This is a genomic window from Alteraurantiacibacter lauratis (assembly GCF_037154155.1).
Lineage (GTDB): Bacteria > Pseudomonadota > Alphaproteobacteria > Sphingomonadales > Sphingomonadaceae > Alteraurantiacibacter > Alteraurantiacibacter lauratis.
This window is the reverse complement of sequence record NZ_JBANRN010000023.1, coordinates 1-16,643: the sequence shown is the minus strand read 5'-3', so window position 1 is coordinate 16,643 and position 16,643 is coordinate 1. Positions and strand designations below refer to the sequence as shown.

General features: G+C 62.8%; 14 protein-coding genes and 1 pseudogene. 8 read left to right on the top strand and 7 right to left on the bottom strand.

Annotation, left to right across the window (positions count from 1 at the left end; all coding sequences use genetic code 11):
• The 4 genes from WFP39_RS14935 to WFP39_RS14920 all read left to right on the top strand — a co-directional run.
• A partial coding sequence (locus tag WFP39_RS14935; RefSeq protein WP_473829100.1) for an efflux RND transporter periplasmic adaptor subunit occupies positions 1 to 419 on the top strand: 419 nt, incomplete at its 5' end.
• Positions 416 to 1,621, top strand: coding sequence for an ABC transporter permease (locus WFP39_RS14930; RefSeq protein ID WP_027443822.1), 1,206 nt, complete (start codon positions 416 to 418; stop codon positions 1,619 to 1,621). The genes WFP39_RS14935 and WFP39_RS14930, both read left to right, overlap by 4 nt.
• On the top strand, positions 1,618 to 2,304 hold the full coding sequence (locus tag WFP39_RS14925; protein ID WP_027443823.1) for an ABC transporter ATP-binding protein: 687 nt from the start codon (positions 1,618 to 1,620) through the stop codon (positions 2,302 to 2,304). Before WFP39_RS14930 ends, WFP39_RS14925 begins: the two co-directional genes overlap by 4 nt.
• A gap of 392 nt (positions 2,305 to 2,696) precedes the next feature.
• Complete coding sequence (locus tag WFP39_RS14920) at positions 2,697 to 5,303, top strand: G8 domain-containing protein (protein ID WP_336920638.1); 2,607 nt, start codon at positions 2,697 to 2,699, stop codon at positions 5,301 to 5,303.
• A 356-nt stretch (positions 5,304 to 5,659) separates the two neighbouring features.
• Here the strand turns inward: WFP39_RS14920 and WFP39_RS14915 are convergent, their stop codons facing one another.
• The 3 genes from WFP39_RS14915 to WFP39_RS14905 form a co-directional block, all read right to left on the bottom strand.
• Positions 5,660 to 7,153, bottom strand: a complete 1,494-nt coding sequence (locus WFP39_RS14915; protein ID WP_336920637.1) for a DHA2 family efflux MFS transporter permease subunit — start codon at positions 7,151 to 7,153, stop codon at positions 5,660 to 5,662.
• 67 nt (positions 7,154 to 7,220) lie between these two features.
• Positions 7,221 to 8,360, bottom strand: a complete 1,140-nt coding sequence (locus tag WFP39_RS14910; RefSeq protein WP_336920636.1) for an efflux RND transporter periplasmic adaptor subunit — start codon at positions 8,358 to 8,360, stop codon at positions 7,221 to 7,223.
• Positions 8,357 to 9,790 (bottom strand): efflux transporter outer membrane subunit, encoded by a 1,434-nt coding sequence (locus WFP39_RS14905; protein ID WP_336920639.1) that lies wholly within the window; start codon positions 9,788 to 9,790, stop codon positions 8,357 to 8,359. Before WFP39_RS14905 ends, WFP39_RS14910 begins: the two co-directional genes overlap by 4 nt.
• Before the next feature lie 90 nt (positions 9,791 to 9,880).
• On the opposite strand from WFP39_RS14905, the gene WFP39_RS14900 reads away from it, so the two are divergent.
• Complete coding sequence (locus WFP39_RS14900) at positions 9,881 to 10,501, top strand: TetR/AcrR family transcriptional regulator (protein WP_051221180.1); 621 nt, start codon at positions 9,881 to 9,883, stop codon at positions 10,499 to 10,501.
• 43 nt (positions 10,502 to 10,544) lie between these two features.
• Here WFP39_RS14900 and WFP39_RS15255 read toward each other — a convergent pair.
• The 3 genes and pseudogenes from WFP39_RS15255 to WFP39_RS14890 all read right to left on the bottom strand — a co-directional run.
• A pseudogene (locus WFP39_RS15255) lies at positions 10,545 to 10,733 on the bottom strand (IS6 family transposase); the annotation flags it as partial.
• Between the two features lie 11 nt (positions 10,734 to 10,744).
• On the bottom strand, positions 10,745 to 11,680 hold the full coding sequence (locus tag WFP39_RS14895; protein ID WP_336920635.1) for an electron transfer flavoprotein subunit alpha/FixB family protein: 936 nt from the start codon (positions 11,678 to 11,680) through the stop codon (positions 10,745 to 10,747).
• Positions 11,677 to 12,426, bottom strand: coding sequence for an electron transfer flavoprotein subunit beta/FixA family protein (locus WFP39_RS14890; RefSeq protein WP_336920634.1), 750 nt, complete (start codon positions 12,424 to 12,426; stop codon positions 11,677 to 11,679). Before WFP39_RS14890 ends, WFP39_RS14895 begins: the two co-directional genes overlap by 4 nt.
• 176 nt (positions 12,427 to 12,602) lie before the next feature.
• Here WFP39_RS14890 and WFP39_RS14885 point away from each other — a divergent pair, with 176 nt between their 5' ends.
• From WFP39_RS14885 to WFP39_RS14875, 3 genes are read left to right on the top strand one after another with little or no spacing between them, the layout of a single operon-like run.
• Entirely contained in the window at positions 12,603 to 13,049 is a 447-nt protein-coding gene (locus WFP39_RS14885; protein ID WP_336920633.1) for a (2Fe-2S)-binding protein, read from the top strand.
• Positions 13,046 to 15,316 (top strand): xanthine dehydrogenase family protein molybdopterin-binding subunit, encoded by a 2,271-nt coding sequence (locus WFP39_RS14880; RefSeq protein ID WP_336920632.1) that lies wholly within the window; start codon positions 13,046 to 13,048, stop codon positions 15,314 to 15,316. The genes WFP39_RS14885 and WFP39_RS14880 overlap by 4 nt, the downstream gene beginning before the upstream one ends.
• Before the next feature lie 34 nt (positions 15,317 to 15,350).
• On the top strand, positions 15,351 to 15,731 hold the full coding sequence (locus WFP39_RS14875; protein ID WP_336920631.1) for a nuclear transport factor 2 family protein: 381 nt from the start codon (positions 15,351 to 15,353) through the stop codon (positions 15,729 to 15,731).
• Positions 15,732 to 15,760: 29 nt separating this feature from the next.
• On the opposite strand, the gene WFP39_RS14870 is transcribed toward WFP39_RS14875, so the two are convergent.
• A complete protein-coding gene (locus WFP39_RS14870; RefSeq protein ID WP_336920630.1) occupies positions 15,761 to 16,522 on the bottom strand; it encodes a TetR/AcrR family transcriptional regulator in 762 nt (253 codons plus the stop codon).
• Positions 16,523 to 16,643 lie beyond the last annotated feature (121 nt).

Here is a 16,643-nt window from a genome sequence, read left to right as displayed (position 1 = left end):
AAAGCATCGAGTTCGAGCTCGGCCAGGACGGCCCGGCCAATGCCCGCCTGCAGCTGGTGGCGCAGGGCGAGGAGCGCGTTGACCCGGCCACGGGTGCGCGCGATGTCCGCCTCAGCCTGGCCGATGCGGCGGTAGACGCGCCCTCCGGCCTCACCGTGACGGTCAATCTGGTGATCGAGCAGCGCGAGAGCGCCATCAGCGTGCCGCGCAGCGCCATCATCCAGTCCGGCGGCGAGGCGCGCGTGCGCGTCGTCCCCGCCGATGGCATTGTGATCGAACGCGCGATCAGCTTCGTCGACTGGCCCGCCGAAAGCGTGATCGTCACCAGCGGCCTGCAGGCGGGCGAGCACATCCTGGCCGATCCCGATACCGCCCAGCCGGGCGAACAGGTCAAGGTGCGGACAGCGCCCCAGGGATGAGCCCCTACGCCGTCAAGCTCGCCTTCCGGCATCTGCTGTCTCATCCGGGGCAGTCGGCGCTGCTGATGTCGGGCGTGGCGCTGGGCGTGGGCGTGTTCATCTTCATGAGCGCGCTGATCGGCGGCCTTGCCACCTTGCTGACGCTGCGCACGGTGGGCAGCATCCCGCATATCGTGCTGGAAATGCCCGACCGCGATCCCGCTGTCCTGGCCCCGCAATCGGGTGCGCAGGTGGTCTTGCAGAAGGACCTCAGCCGCCGCCAGCAAATCGCCATCTGGCAACCGGTCGTGCCGATCATCGAGGCGGAAGCAGGCGTCACCGCCGTCTCGCCGCAGATCCGTGGTTCGGCCTATGTCGAACGCGGACAGGCGCTGGCGCCGGTGGGCGTGATCGGGGTGATGCCGGGCAAGCTGTCCGACATTGCCGATATCGAGGGCGCCATTGTTGATGGCAGCAGCAATTTGCCGACCGACGGCATACTGATCGGCAGCCGGTTGGCGGGCGATCTGGGCCTGCGCACCGGGCAGGTGCTGCGCCTGACATCCGAGCGCGGGCGGGCGCGCAGTTTCCGCATCAGCGGCATCTTCACGCTGGGCGTCGCCAGCGCCGATCGGCAGGCGGTCTATATGGATTTCACCACGGCGCGCGCGCTGTTCGACCTGCCCACGGGCATTTCGCGGATCGAGATCAAGGTGGAACCCGCCACGGACGCCGCCGCCATCGCCGCGCGGCTGCGCCGCTCGACAGGCCTCAAGACTACCGCGTGGACCGAGGACAACAGCCAGCTGTTCGAAGGGCTGGACGCGCAGGCGCGCACCGGCACCATCATCAAGGCCTTTGCGCTGATCACCATCGTGGTCGGCATTGCCAGCGCCATGCTACTGTCGATCGTGCGGCGGCAGGCGGAAATCGGCATCATGCGCGCAATGGGCGCCAGCAAGCGGCTGGTCGTGTCGATCTTCGTGCTGGAAGGGACGCTGATCGGCTTTATCGGCGCGGTCGTGGGCGCGCTGGTGGCCTGGCTGGTGCTGCTGCCCCTGCCGCCCGTCAGCGAAGTGGAGAGCGGCGGCTTGCCGATCGACCAGGCGCAGGGCGATTTCCTGCTGGCGATTGCACTGACCACGCTCGCCGCCGCGCTGGCCTCGATCCTGCCCGCCCGCCGCGCGGCGCGGATCGATCCGGTAGAGGCCATCGGATCGTGAGCGCCGAACCGATCCTTTCCGTGCGCGATCTCACCAAGGTCTTTGGCGAGGGAGAGGCGCAGGCAAAGGTGCTGAAAGGCATCGACCTGACGATGGCCCCCGGCGAAATGGCCGCGCTGCTGGGCCCGTCGGGTTCGGGCAAAAGCACGCTGCTCACCATTCTGGGCACGCTGATGCGCGCCAGCGGCGGCCGCCACGAGATGCTGGGCGTCGACCTGATGCAGGCCAGCGATGCCGAGCGCACCGCGTTTCGCAGCCGGCATCTGGGCTTCGTGTTCCAGTTCCACCACCTTCTGCCCGATCTGACCGCGCTGGAAAACGTCATGATGCCCGCCGCCGCCGCGGCCGGGCGCGAGAGCCGCGCCATGCGGGAGCGCGCCGCCGAACTGCTCGACGCGGTGGGCCTTGCCGACCGGCGCGACTACCGCCCCGGCGCCCTCTCCGGCGGGCAGCGCCAGCGCGTGGCCGTGGCCCGCGCGCTGATCAACCAGCCGGTGCTGGTGCTGGCCGATGAGCCGACGGGCAATCTGGACCGGCAAGCGGCAGACCAGGTGATGCAGCTCATCCGTTCGATCAACCAGACGCTGGCAACCAGCTTCCTGATTTCCACCCATGACGAGCATATTGCCGGCCAATGCCCGCGCCGGATCGAATTGCTCGACGGGCGGATCGTGCGGTCCTGAACTTCGTTGCCTTGCCGCCACCATTGCCAGCCAGCGCGACCGTCGGATCATCGGCCTTCGCCGGGGCAGGCCAAGGCGCAGCGTCACCGTGCCTGTGCTGCAGCCGGTGCCGGTCATGGCGCTCGCTATCCGGTTCCAGGTAGCATAGGCCCACCCCATAGGCGGTGTTCGCACTGGCATGCGCGGTGAACGCATATGCGCTTGGCAAACCGGCTTCCGCGCGGCAAGCTTGGAAAAAATTACAGGTGCAGGACTGGGAGCCTGCGGGAGGGGAAATGGCCATGCGGCTGCAGTCTTGCTTGCCCAAATTCGCCGTGCTTTTGGCGATCGCAGCCCTGCTGGGGACAGGATCTGCCGCTTTGGCCCAGCATGATCACGCGTCCCACACAGGCATGGAGATGCCGGTCGATGGCGCGCCGGCAGCACGGCGGGCAGCGCGCTGGTCCGATCCGGCCGCATGGCCCGATGGCCGCGTGCCGCGCGCCGGCGATGCGGTGACCATTGCGCGCGATGTGGACATGACGCTGGATGTCAGCCCGCCCGCGCTGCGCAGCCTGACCGTGCAGGGCGCCCTGCGCTTTGCCGACGATCGCGACCTCAATCTGACTACCGAATGGATTTATGTTGCCGGGGGCGAACTGGAGATCGGCACCGAGGCCCGGCCCTATACCCACAACGCCACCATCACCCTGACCGACGAGGTGAAGGGCGAGGACATCAACACGATGGGTGACCGGGGGATCATCCTGCTGCGCGGGACGCTGAGCCTGCATGGCAACCGCAGCCACAGCTGGTCCAAGCTGGCCGTCACTGCCGCAGCCGGGGCGACCGCGATCGAGGTACTGGACGCAAGCGGCTGGCACGTGGGTGACGAAATCGTCCTTGCCTCGACCGATTTCGACCCGCGCCAGGCCGAACGGCGCACGATCACGGCGGTGCGCGGCAACACGCTGCATTTTGCCGAGCCGCTGGAATATATGCATTTCGGCGAGATCACCTTTGGCGTGGATGAGCGGGGAGAGGTTGCCAATCTGACGCGCAATATCCGCATCCAGGCATCCGAGGATGCCAGCGAGAGCCATTTCGGCGGGCACATCATGGCGATGGCGGGCTCGCGGCTGTTCGTGGACGGTGTCGAGCTCAACCGGATGGGCCAGCACCTCACGCTGGCGCGCTATCCGATCCACTGGCACCTGCTTGGCGAAGGCCAGGGCCAGTATGTGCGCAACTCATCCATCCACGACACCTTCAACCGCTGCGTAACGGTGCACGGCACCAACAATCTGCGCGTGGAGAACAATGTGACCTACAACACCGTGGGCCATTGCTTCTTCATGGAAGACGGGATCGAGACGGGCAACGCCTTCATCAGGAACGTGGCGATCCAGACCAAGTGTCACCCCACGCTGGATTGCGTGCCCACCAACCTTGCCGCCAACGGGGAGAGAGACGCCAGCTTTGCCGATGCGGCGGCCTACAGGCAGGCCAGCTTCCACGGCGGCAACACCCTGCTCCCTTCGGACAACACCGTGGCGTCCTTCTGGATCACCAACCCGGACAACAGCTATATCGACAATGTGGCGGCCGGTTCCGACCAGGTCGGTTTCTGGTTTTCGATACCCGAGCACCCCAATGGCGCCTTCCTGGACACCGAGATCAGCCGCAACACCTGGCCGCGCCGGACGCCGCTGCGGGCGTTCCGGGGCAATGTGGCCCATTCCAATTTCGACGGGTTCCTGATCGACCGGCACATCGACCACGACAACACGTTCGGGCTGGCCTCGATCCCCTTGCTGCCCCTCACAGATCCCACCGATCTGGAAAGCGAAGTGATGGAAACGCACTTCGAGAACCTGACCGCCTACAAGAACCGCAATGGTGGTTTGTGGGGTCGGGGCGATCTTTACGTGTACAGCAACCTGAAACTTGCGGACAATGCGATTGGCATGACGCAGGCCGCTGGCGACATCGGCAGCCTGCCCTTCAGTTCGCGCCTGGTAGACTCGCTGGTGGTGGGCGAAACCGCCAATATCGGCAATCCGCGCACCGCGGAGGAACGCGCCTATGGCCGCAGCCTGCCGAAGCCGGCGATCCCCGATTTCCCCATTCGCGGCTACGAATATTATGATTACCGCGATGATGTGGTGAACACGACATTCGTGAATTTCCAGGACAATGACCGACGCAAGACCGGAGCACTGTCCTTCCTGCTGTTCACAAGCGCTGGGCTGAGCACCGGAAGCACGATCAGCGGTGCTCAGTTCGTTAACGCCAAGCCGGTCTATTTCCCGGCCTTCGACGCCCGGTTCGATAATGACAACCGCGGCGGCAACGCCTACCGGACCCTGTCGTTTCGCGACCTCGATGGATCGGTGACCGGCATCCCCGGCTCCCAGATCCTGCTCCACGATGGCGAGAATGACAGCGTCGCCACCGACGACACCTGCGACATCCGTCCCACCTGGAACGCGGCGGTGTGCACCGGCGATATCGGCCGCCTCAATCTCTCGGACGCCAGGGGAGAACTTCCCGCCGCAGTCGATCTGGAATCGCGGACCGCGCGCTTCGCCCTGCTTGCCTCGCTCGGCCCGAATGCTCCCGACACACCGCTCGTCCGGGCGCAGCGTACGGCCCTGTTCTCGCGCCGTGCCCCGCAGGCCCCCATATCGCTGGTTCGGGGTGGCAGGGAGTTTCGCGTCTCCGGCGACCAGAGCACGGTGCGGGCAGGCACCGAGATCCAGGTCAAGACCGAAAGGCCGCAAGTCACGCTCAGCCTGGCCGAAATGGACGAGGGCTCATGGGTGCTGTTCGAACTGCCGGGTTTCACCAATGCTGCCTCCGGAACGGAACAGGGCAGCATGGACGCCTTGCGCGCAGCGAACGCGACATCCTATTTCCGGGACGGGGACACGCTGTGGGTCAAGCTTGTGGCCGATGCCCCGCTCCTGCCGGTTATCCGTCCAACCGATCTGCAAGCCAGCATCACGGTCAGCAGATGACCGGCCAGCAAGGCGCTGCCAGCCTGACCGCAGCTCGCCTCCGATTGGCGGAGCATGACCTGCCCGGTGCTGTCCGGGAAACATTGACGTGTCTCCGCAGCTTGACGTTCGTCGCATAGAGAGGCGAGAACTTACCCCATATCCTTCAGGCGCCACCGGGTTCCGCCCGACACGATCCGGCTGGCTGTCTTGGCCCTATTTCCGCTTCACGACGAGCCTGCGCGATGTCGAGGGGATGCTCGCCGAATGCGGGACGGCGTGACGCATGAGACCGTTCGCTGCTCTGCGGACAAGTTCGGTCCGGCGAAGGGAACCGAAAATGCGGCGTTTCACCTCCCAGGATCAGGCCGGCCTCATCAATGCCCGCTACCGGGATTGAGCGCCTTTTTCGGCCGGGGAGCCAGCCAGATCGTAAGCGCCGCAATGATGAACAAGGCGAAGGTGAGCCCAAACACATGTAACGCCGATCCGGTAAGTGCCTGCGTTTCGAGCACGCGTTCCACGACCGCGTAGCTCTGCTCCTGGCTCAGGCCGTAGCCTTGCAGCATTCCGGTGGTGCCCTGCGCATCATTCATGCCCTGCACCATTTCCGCGCGCTGGATGCGTCCGTTGTCGATCCAGAGTGTCGAGGCCAAGGCAGTCGCGACGGCTCCGGCCATCGTGCGGCTGAAAGTGACGATCCCGGCTGCTGACGCGACCTGATCGGGCCGCATGGTAGCGATCGACAGAGCCGTCAACCCGACGAAGAAGAAGGGCATCCCGATTCCCTGGAGGAGTTGCGGAAGCGCGAGCGACCAGAACGAGGAATCGGTATTCCAGCCAAGCCGCAGCAAGGTGGTGAAACCAAGCCACAAGACCCCGATGCTGACCGTCAGGCGCACATCGACCCGGTTCAGCAACAAGGCCGCAATTGGGGCAACAAGGATAGCCAGAACGCCCTGAAAGCCGGTGACAAGACCGGCATCGGAGGCCGTGTAGCCCAGCACCTGCTGCATCCACAGCGGCACCAGCACCACCGAAGCGAACAGGGATGCAAAGCCGACTGATATGGCCAGGGTGGACACGGCCAGCGTTCGATCCTTCAAAAGCCGGATGTTGACTACCGGATCGGGTTCATACCACTCCCAGACCACGAAAGCGGCAAAGCCGATTGCCGCGGCAATCGCCATTGCGACGACCACATCCGAATTGAACCAGTCATGCTCCCGGCCCGTTTCCAACATCATCTGGAACGCGCTGACCCAGACGATCAGCAAAGCCAGGCCAACCTTGTCGAGGCGGGGCCGGCGAATGACCGTCTCATAACGGCCAAGGCTGCGCAGGAAGATGAAGAGGCAAAAGCCAATCACCGGAAGGTTGATGAAAAAGATCCAGTGCCAGCTCCAGTTGTCGCTGAGCCAGCCGCCGAGGATCGGCCCGAAGATCGGTGCTGCAATCGTGGTGGTAGCCCACAGACCCATGGCCATCGGCACCTTTTCGGGCGGAAAGATGCGGGTCAGCATGGTCTGTGTCAACGGCATGATCGGCCCGCCGGAAAGGCCCTGGAAGACGCGGGCGATAACCAGCATCTCGATCGAGGTCGATATGCCGCACAAAAAGGATGCGAGGCCAAACCCGCCCACGCAAAGTATCAGCATGCGCACCGTCCCGAACCGGGAGGCCAACCAGCCGGTAAGCGGAACGGTAATCGCCTCGGCCACGGCATAGGATGTGAGCACCCACAGGCCCTGGCTCGGCGAAACGGCAAGCCCGCCCGATATGTGCGGCACCGAAACATTGGCAATGGTGATATCGAGGACGACGACAAAGTTGCAAAGTGCCAGCGCAAAGGCGGCCAGATAAAGGGCCACACCGGTCAGTGGCCCAGGCTCTGTTGCGCCTCCGGACTCGGCAGATTGGCCGCTCGCACCCACCGCCTCAGCCCTTCGTATCGATTTCGGCCTCCATCGAGGCGCCAACGGGAAGCGGGTGCTGCGTAAGCTCCGCCGGATCGAGCGCTATGCGCACCGGGATGCGCTGCACCACCTTCACCCAGTTGCCCGTGGCATTTTGTGCCGGAATCAAGGCCGTCGCCGCGCCGGAAGCGGCCCCGATCCCGGCAACCCTGCCGCGAAACTCGACGCCCGAGCCGTAAAGGTCCGATGTCAGCCGCACGCTTTGCCCAACCTTCACGTCACGCAGCTGCGTTTCCCGGAAATTGGCATCGACATAGACCTGCGCAAGCGGGATGATCCGCATGAGCGGCGCGCCGGGCGTCACCTGCTGACCGACCTGCACCTGCCGCTGGGATATCACCCCCGCGACTGGCGCCCGGATAATGGTGCGCTCCAGCATCAGACGGGCGGCATCGAGCCGTGCCTGCGCGGCAACCACATCCGGATCGGCTTCGATGCTGCCCACCCCGGTGACGACCGCAATGGCATCGGCGCTGCCCGAAGCCGCCGCGCGCCCCGCTTCGGCCGCCCGAACCGCGCTGCGCGCAGCTTCGACATTGGCACGCGCAACGGCGGCGGCGGTGCGGGCCTGCGCCAGTTCCTCACCGGCCACAGCGCCCGATGCAGCCAGCCCCTCGCGTCGGGCAAGGGCGTCATCAGCGCGCCGCAGATCCTCCTCGGCCAAGGCCAGACGCGCCCGCGCCTGAGAGGCTTCTGCGCCTGCCCCGGCAACGCGCGCGTCCTGGCTGCGGCCGTTGGCCTGGGCTTGCTGGAAGCGCTGGCGTGCCTGGCGCAGGGCCGCTTCAGCCGCAGCCACTTCTGCACGGGCATCCGCGTCGTCCAGGCGCACCAGGATGTCCCCGACCGCGACTTCCTGAGTATCTGATACCTGCACTTCCACCACCGCTGCCGCGATGCGCGGCGTAATCACCGCGCTTTCCGCACCGACATAGGCGTTATCGGTGCTGACGAACCCGCGCTGGAACAGGAAATGCCAGCCCGCCCAAGCGGCAGCGCAAAGAGCGATGATGAGGCCAAGACGGATCAGCGCGGTCTTGCGGCGATTGGCCGGCGGCGCATCGTCCGGGGTGGCGGCCATGTCGGGCGAAGCGGAGGTGTTCATCGTTCAGGTTCCGATGTGCTGGCCGAATCCGCCATGAACCCGCCGCCAAGAGCGACGGCAAGCGCGGCATCGGCCTGGTGATTGCGACTGTTGAGAGCGACAAGTGCGGCCCTTGCGACGATCAGTTCGCGCTCTGCTGCAAGAACGCTGCGACGATCGACAAGCCCCGCCGCGTAGCGCTCGCTTGCCACGGAAAGGCTGGCCTGCGCCCCATCTGCGGCGCGCCGGGCAGCACCGATCTGATCGACCAGGCTGCGCTTGCTTGCCACCGCATCGGCAACCTGCCGGACCGCGTCGATCAGCACCGCATTGTATTGGGAGACGGCCTCGTCATACTCCGCCCGGGCCGAACGATAGCCGGCCCGCGCCGCACCGCCATCGAACAGGGGCAGGCGCAGCGCGGGCCCGACATTGGCAATCAACGAAGAACCGGAAAAGAGGTTGTCGATGCCGATGGCCTCAAGCCCGACAAGGGCGGCCAGATTGATATCGGGATAGAAGTTCGCCCGGGCTACCCCGATGCCTGCCGCCGCGCTTTCGGCCCGCAGGCGGGCAGCGACAAGGTCGGGCCGCCGGCCGACCAGATCAACGGGCAGATTGGCCGGCAAGGCCAGCGAGCGGGGCTCGGCCAGCGTTGGCCGGACAATCACCAGGCCGCGATCCGGGCCGGCACCGGCCAGCGCCGCCAGGGCGTTGCGGGAAAGGGCAATGGCCTCGTCAATGGCCGCAAGTTCGAGTTCGGCACGGCTGGCCTGACTTTCCGCGCGGCTTGTGGCGGCATTGTTCTCAAGCCCCTGCGCTGCGCGCGATGCGACCAGAGCCTGTTCCTGCCGGGCAATGTCCAGCGCCGCCTCGGCAAGGCTCCGGCGGGCAAACAACTGGTCAAGATCGATATAAGCGGCAACGATCGCCGAGATGAGGAGCAGCCGAGCCTGGGCCATGTCAGCCTGCGCCGCTTGCGCGGCAGATGTTGCCGCCGCAAGCGCGGAACGTTTACGGCCCCACAGATCGAGATCGAACTCCGCCAGAGCCGCAATCCGGCCCCGGCTCAGCAGGCTGCCAGGGATCAGACCGGGAGGGAAACCCTGGTTCTGGCTGATCCGCACCCCGGCGCCGCTGGCTTCCGCTGCCAGGGTCGGCAGCAGTGCGGCCTGTGCCTGATCCTGAAACGCCGCTGCGCGCCGCGCCCGCGCGGCGGCCCCGGCCATATCAGGAGACGCGGCAAGACCCTCCCCCACCAATTGGTCAAGCACCGGGTCGCCCAGCATCAGCCACCAGCGGTCGGTCGGGAAATCGCCCTCGTACGCCGCAAGCACGGCAGCGCCGGCCAGTCCTGCCGGATCGCGCAGGGCCGGCGGCGGATCCAGCTGTGGCAGCGATGCGCAGCCGGACAGCACCAGCCCCATCACCAAAATCGCAGTCCGCATCATCACCCTGCCGTACTGACCGGTATCATTGGCGGCGAACTGAACCCGAGAAAGGCGGTTGTCAACACAAATGATACTGCATAGTATCATTTGGTGGGAAAAGACGGACACAAGGGCAGCGCGGCGCGCAGGGCAGCTATTCTTGCGGTGGCGCGAGAGCTGTTTCTCTCGCAGGGCTATGAGGCGGTGTCGATGTCGGCAATCGCCGCGCGGGCGGGGGGATCGAAAACCACCCTATGGTCGTATTTCCATGGCAAGCCCGCCTTGTTCATGGCGGTGGCCGAGGATCTCATCGACGAATATGGCGCACGTATCGAAATCGCGCTGGTCCGCGATCGGCCGCTGGAAGAAGCGCTCGGTGAGTTCGGGCGCCATCTCCTTGCTGCCCTGATGTCCGAGCCGATCACGGCGCTGAGGCGTATTGTGACTGCCGAGGCGCATGGGATTGCCGGGCTTGGCGCCGCGTTTCACGAACAGGGAATGGCCCGCGGCTGGCGCATCGTGGCGCAATATTTCGCCGATCTTCAGCAACTGGGGCGCATCCGATCGGATGCCGATTGCATGCGTGCGGCACAGCACTTTATCGCACTGTGCCAATCGGGTTGTTACCAGGAATTCATGGCGAAAGGCACACGCAAGCCCAATGCACAGATGATCGCGGAAGATGTCGAGGCGGCGGTCAACACATTCTGCGCGGCCTATGGGCCGAACTAGCGATCGCCCAGCCAGGCGAAAGCTGCACCTGCAAGACGCACATCGGACCGAACCTGTTCCACCACAACCGCACCGTCTCGTGGCAGATGTCGATCTCCCGCTCAAACAGCAGGTCTTCTACGTTGCGCAGGCTCAGCGGAAAGCGGACGTACATCATCACAACCAGGCGGATCACCTCGGGCGACGAGTTGAAGTACCGGAACGGGCCGGCTGGTTTACGGGGGCGAGGCATCAGCGCCCCCGTCACAGCTTTGCGGTCAGTTCCGGTACAATGGTGAACAGGTCACCGACCAAGCCAATGTCCGCTATTTGGAAAATCGGTGCGTCCGGGTCCTTGTTGATCGCCACGATCACCTTGGAATCCTTCATGCCCGCCAGATGCTGGATCGCGCCGGAAATGCCGACCGCGATGTAGAATTCCGGCGCCACGATCTTGCCGGTCTGGCCGACCTGGCTGTCGTTGGAGATGTAGCCAGCGTCCACCGCCGCGCGCGATGCGCCGATGGCTGCGCCCAGCTTGTCGGCCAGCGGAGCGATGATCGCCTGGAAGGTTTCGGCATCCTTCAGCGCCCGGCCACCCGACACGACAACGCGTGCACTGGTGAGGTCGGGGCGTTCGGACACTTCGGCTTCGCGCCCGACGAAGCTGGACAGGCCCGCATCGCCTGAACCGCTGATAGCTTCGACAGCGGCGCTGCCACCCGTGGCCGGTGCCTTGGCAAAGCCGGTGGTGCGCACGGTGATGACCAGTTTCGCATCCGACGATTCGACAGTGGCGATGGCGTTGCCGGCATAGATCGGGCGGCGGAAGGTCTTGGGGCCTTCTACTGCGATGATGTCCGACAGCTGCATCACATCGAGCAGCGCGGCGACGCGCGGGGCGATGTTCTTGCCGTTGGAGGTAGCCGGCGCGACCAGTGCATCGTAACCCGCCATCAGCGGCACGATCAGCGCGCTGACATTTTCCGCCAGCATGTCGGCATAGGCGGGATCGCTGGCCAGCAGCACCTTTTCCACGCCGTCGATCTGCGCGGCGGCAGTGGCGGTAGATTGCGCATCTGCGCCATCGCCTGCGACCAGCGCATGGACGGTGCCCAGTGCCTTGGCGGCGGTGATGGCGGACAGCGTGGCATCCTTCACGCCGCCGCCGGCGTGTTCGACGAGGACCAGAACGTTCATGCCGAGATCCCCAGTTCCTTCAATTTCGTCACCAGTTCGTCCACCGAACCGACCTTGATCCCGGCCTGCCGCACGGGCGGTTCTTCCACTTTCAGCAATTTCAGGCGCGGCGCAGTGTCCACGCCGTAATCGGCGGGTGCCTTGGTCGCCAGCGGTTTGCTCTTCGCTTTCATGATGTTGGGCAGGCTGGCGTAACGCGGTTCGTTCAGGCGCAGGTCGGTGGTGATCACCGCAGGCATGGACAGCTTCACCGTCTCCAGCCCGGCATCAACTTCGCGGGTGACGGAAACGCTGTCACCATCAATCTCTACCTTGGAGGCAAAGGTTCCCTGCGGACGGCCCCACAGCGCGGCCAGCATCTGGCCGGTCTGGTTGCTGTCATCATCAATCGCCTGCTTGCCCATGACCACCAGGCCTGGGCCTTCCTCTTCGACAACAGCCTTCAAAATCTTGGCAACCGCGAGCGGCTCCACTTCGTCATCGGTCTCAACCAGAATGCCGCGATCCGCACCCATCGCCATCGCCGTACGCAAAGTCTCTTGCGCCTTGGCCGGACCGATGGAGACAACCACGACTTCTTCTGCCGCACCGGCCTCTGCCAGACGGATCGCCTCTTCCACCGCGATCTCGTCAAACGGGTTCATGCTCATCTTCACATTGGCCAGATCAATCCCGCTGCCATCAGCCTTGATGCGCGGCTTGACGTTGTAATCTATCACCCGCTTCACCGGGACGAGGATTTTCATTGTTCTCAATCCTTCCTGCTCGGAATGCCAGCTGCGAACATGATCTTGGATTGTGTTAGGATGGCTTTCGCAGCATTTTTTTACGATACTTCGATGAGCGCACTCATAAAGGCTTGCACAAATTGCTCAAGTGAATTATTCGAATGAAGAAATAAAGGGCGTAAGGGCGATTGGGCATGCAGCTGAGAGTCAACGGCGAAGAGCGTAGCTTCGATGTAGAGCAAGGAACGCCCTTGCTGTGGGTTTTGCGCGATGTGCTCGGCCTCAAGGGTACGAAGTTTGGCTGCGGAGCCGGACAATGTGGTGCGTGTACCGTGCATGTCGACGGCGTAGCTGTTCGTAGTTGCATTACACCGGTGGACGCGGTCCAGGACGCATCCATCACTACGATCGAGGGGCTGGACGAAGCCGGCGATCATCGTGTGCAGCAGGCTTGGCGTGAGGCGCGTGTGCCACAGTGCGGGTACTGCCAATCGGGCATGATCATGGCCGTTGCCGCCCAGTTGGATGCGAGCGACGCCAAGAGTGCTGAGGAAATCGCCGACAGCGTTACGAATATCTGCCGCTGCGGGACCTACAACCGCATTCGCGAAGCTATCCAGATCGCAAAGGACGGCCAATGAGCGATATTAATCTCACGCGCCGCGGATTCATTCGGGGTATCGCCACAACAGCCGCAGGCGTCAGTTTTACCCTCACTCTTGCATCGTGCTCGATGGGGTTGGGTGAGGATGATGATTCGACAAACGGCATAGACCTGCTATCATGGGTAATTATCCAACCTGATAATACTGTGGTGTTGCGCGTGCCCCAGACTGAGCTGGGTCAGGGTGTTTCGACGACAATTCCGCAAATGCTTGCTGAGGAGCTTGAGCTCGATTGGGAGCAGGTCAAGGTGGAGCCCTATTCCCCGGCGGAAAACCAGGCGCGTGACAATGTATTTGTCTGGACCACGACGCTAGGCAGCCTGTCAGCACATTACCTCTACGAACCAACACAGCAGGCAGCGGCACAGATCCGCATGATGCTGATCGATGTGGCCGCGCAACGGCTGGGCCTTGGTCCGGATGAGTTGACGGCCTCGGCCAGTCATGTGGTCAATATGGCGACGGGTGATCGAATTCCGTACGCAGATCTTGCTGAAGAGGCTGCACAGAAGACACCGCCCGAGCCTGCGAGCATCGTTTTCAAGGAGCCATCAAGCCGCAGCTTCGTCGGCAAGTCGGTAGAGCGGCGTGATCTTCGCGAATTGACAACAGGACAAAAGGACTTCGGGATCGACTTCGAGCTACCCGGAATGCGCTTTGTTGCGATCAAGCAATCTCCCACATTTGGTGGCAGCCTGATAAACTATGACGCGGGTTCCATCGCCGGCATGGCAGGCAATCCTGAAATCGTGAAAGTCGAGGGCGCACACGTCGGCTACAACTCGCCTGTGCCCGAAGGCGAGGATCCGGACCTTTGGGCGGCACCTGTCCATATGGATGATGCCGTGGCGGTTGTTGCCGATAGCTGGTGGCAGGCGAAATCGGCACTCGATCGCCTGGCAATCGATTGGGATGCTGGTGATCATGCGGATTTCTCGAGCGCCACCTATTTTGAAACCATGGCCGAGCTTGCACGGGGAGACATCCCTACAGTTGCCGAAACAGGCAATGTCGACGCTGCGATGGCCGAGGCGGCCCAGCGCATATCGAGCGAGTATCGCTATCCATTTATGGAGCCCGCTCCGCTCGAACCGATGAACTGCAGCGCGCTTGTGGAAGATGGCGAAGTGCATCTGTGGACCAACAGCCAGTTCCCCGATGATGCATGGCGCATTGCCTATGAACTGGCTGGTGTCTCACCGGAAAAGGCTATTCTGCACTTGCAGGATGCCGGCGGCGGTTTCGGGCGCAGGCTGCAAAACGATTTCGTCCACCAGGTAATCCAGATTGCCATGGCGATGCCTGGAACACCGGTGAAATTGATACAAAGCCGCGAGGAAAGCCTGCGCAGGAGCTACTATGCGCCACTGACCGTAGCGCAGTTCGATGGCGGACTGGACGGACAGGGGAACGTGACCTGTTGGTCTTGCTCCGTGGCCAGTTCGATGGCGGCCGAGCAGTCATATGGTGCAGTGAGATTCCCATTCCGGCCCGAGAACACGCGATTTCGGTACAAGCGTGACATGGAATCGCCGGTTCCGTTCGGTTGGATGCGCGGGGTCGGGTTTACGCAACATTTGTGGATGAACTTCAGCTTCCTGGATGAATTGCGGCAGGCCAGTGGTCAGGACCCGGTCAGCTTCTATCGTGGGCTGCTCGATCCCGATCATATTCCGCAAGACCTGGAAGGGCGGGAGCTGGCGGTTGGCCGCGCTGAGCGCAACAGACGCCTGTTGGACCATGCGGTGCAAAATGGTGGGTGGAATGCCCCCAAACATCGCGGCACAGGCCGTGGCATTGCTGTTAGCGATTCTGACTATTACGCCGGCTACGACTCTTCCACCAAGGCGGCAATTGTTGACGTTTCCTTCGGTGTGGACGGCTTGCTCTCGATAGATCGGGTATATGTGGCCATCGATGCAGGCACGGTGATCAATCCGGATATTGTGCATGGTCAGTTGGAAGGCGGCATTGCCTATGCGCTGACGACCGCGTTGCTGAGCGAAATCACGATCGAGAATGGGCAGGTAAGGCAAAGCAATTTCCACGACTACCCGATCCTGAAGATGGATCGCATGCCGACTGTGCAGATTGACGTACTGGAGTCCGGCGAAGCCCCCACAAGTGTGGGAGAAGACTCGATCCCGATTACCATCGCAGCGCTGATCAATGCCATTGCAGATGCAGGCGGGCCGCGCATTCGTCAGCTCCCGATTGGCGATTTGCGAATTGCCCGCAGCTAAATTCCTGCCTTTCTGAATTTTTGGAGATTAGCCGATGTCCTCAATTGAACAGATCGCCCTGCGTTTCATGGCGCGATTCAACTCAGACGATCTCGATGGCGTGATCGCGTCATTTCTTGAGGATGGTTGTTACATTGATCCCGGCAACGTCGTGCATCAGGGGATCGACGCGATCCACGCGGCCATGGCACCGTTGTTTGAAGGGGAGCCGGGCAGCAGTGAATATATTATCACCGATGCCATCTTTGACGACGCGGCTTCGAAGGCACTGGTGAACTGGACCTTGCAGATCAAGGGCGATGGCGGACAGGTCAGCAAGCTCGACGGCCTCGACATCCTCACGATCAAGGATGGCAAGATCCAGTCGAAGAACGCCTTTTGCAAGGCCGCCGAACTAAAATTCGAAGCAGCCTGATTTGCTACGCTTAGCAGGGCCGGCGAAGTCTATTCGGGAGAATCCGCGCGCAGGCCGGCGGCAAGGAACAGCACCAGGTTGTCGAGCATCTCTTCCTTGCCGAGATCGATGACCTTGCCTTGGCTGAGGTCTTCGATACGTCCAAGATCGTTGAGCATGAACAGGTAGGTGCCAACCAGAAACGCCATGCGCAGGCTGACAACTTCGCGCGAGAGATGCGGGAGCAGAGGTACCAAGGCCCCGATATAGCGCTTTACCGGCGCATCATAGATTTCGCGACGCAGAGCGAGCGACTGTTCATCCTTCTCGGCGTGGATCCGGGCCTGCAATGTGACAAAGGCCGCTCCCGAAGCATTGGAATACTTCAGGTCCCATTGTGGTTCCAAATAGGCCCGAATGACATCTTCGACGGTATAGTCTGGCTTCGATGCTAGAAGGCGATCGAGCAGGACATGCCGCCTCCCGGCGAGTTCTTCACCTCGCCGATGGAACACGTCCTTGTACAGCTGTTCTTTGCTCTCAAAGTAGTAGCGGATCAGGCCCTGGTTTACATTAGCCTGTTTGGCAATGTCGCGCGTGCTGGTGCCTGCAAAGCCCGTCTTGGCGAAAGCAAGCTCTGCTTCATCAAGGATTCTTTCCTTGAGGCCACCGTCCTTCTTTGGTCGGCCAGGCTTGCGCCCAGAGCGACGCTTGCCCGCCTTTTCGGAACCGTTTGCGGTCTTTTCAACGTCGATCTGCTCGTCTGGCATTTGTCTTTTGGTCAAGCCTTTCAGGAATTGCGGAACAAGCACGGAGGCCGGAAATAACGCAAGTGTAGAATAACCTATAAAGTGTTCTCTAGGGTCTAAACCCAATCAGCCTCTTGAAATTCAGTGCGTGTATTGATTCAGAGTGTCTCCGCTGAAGCAGGAG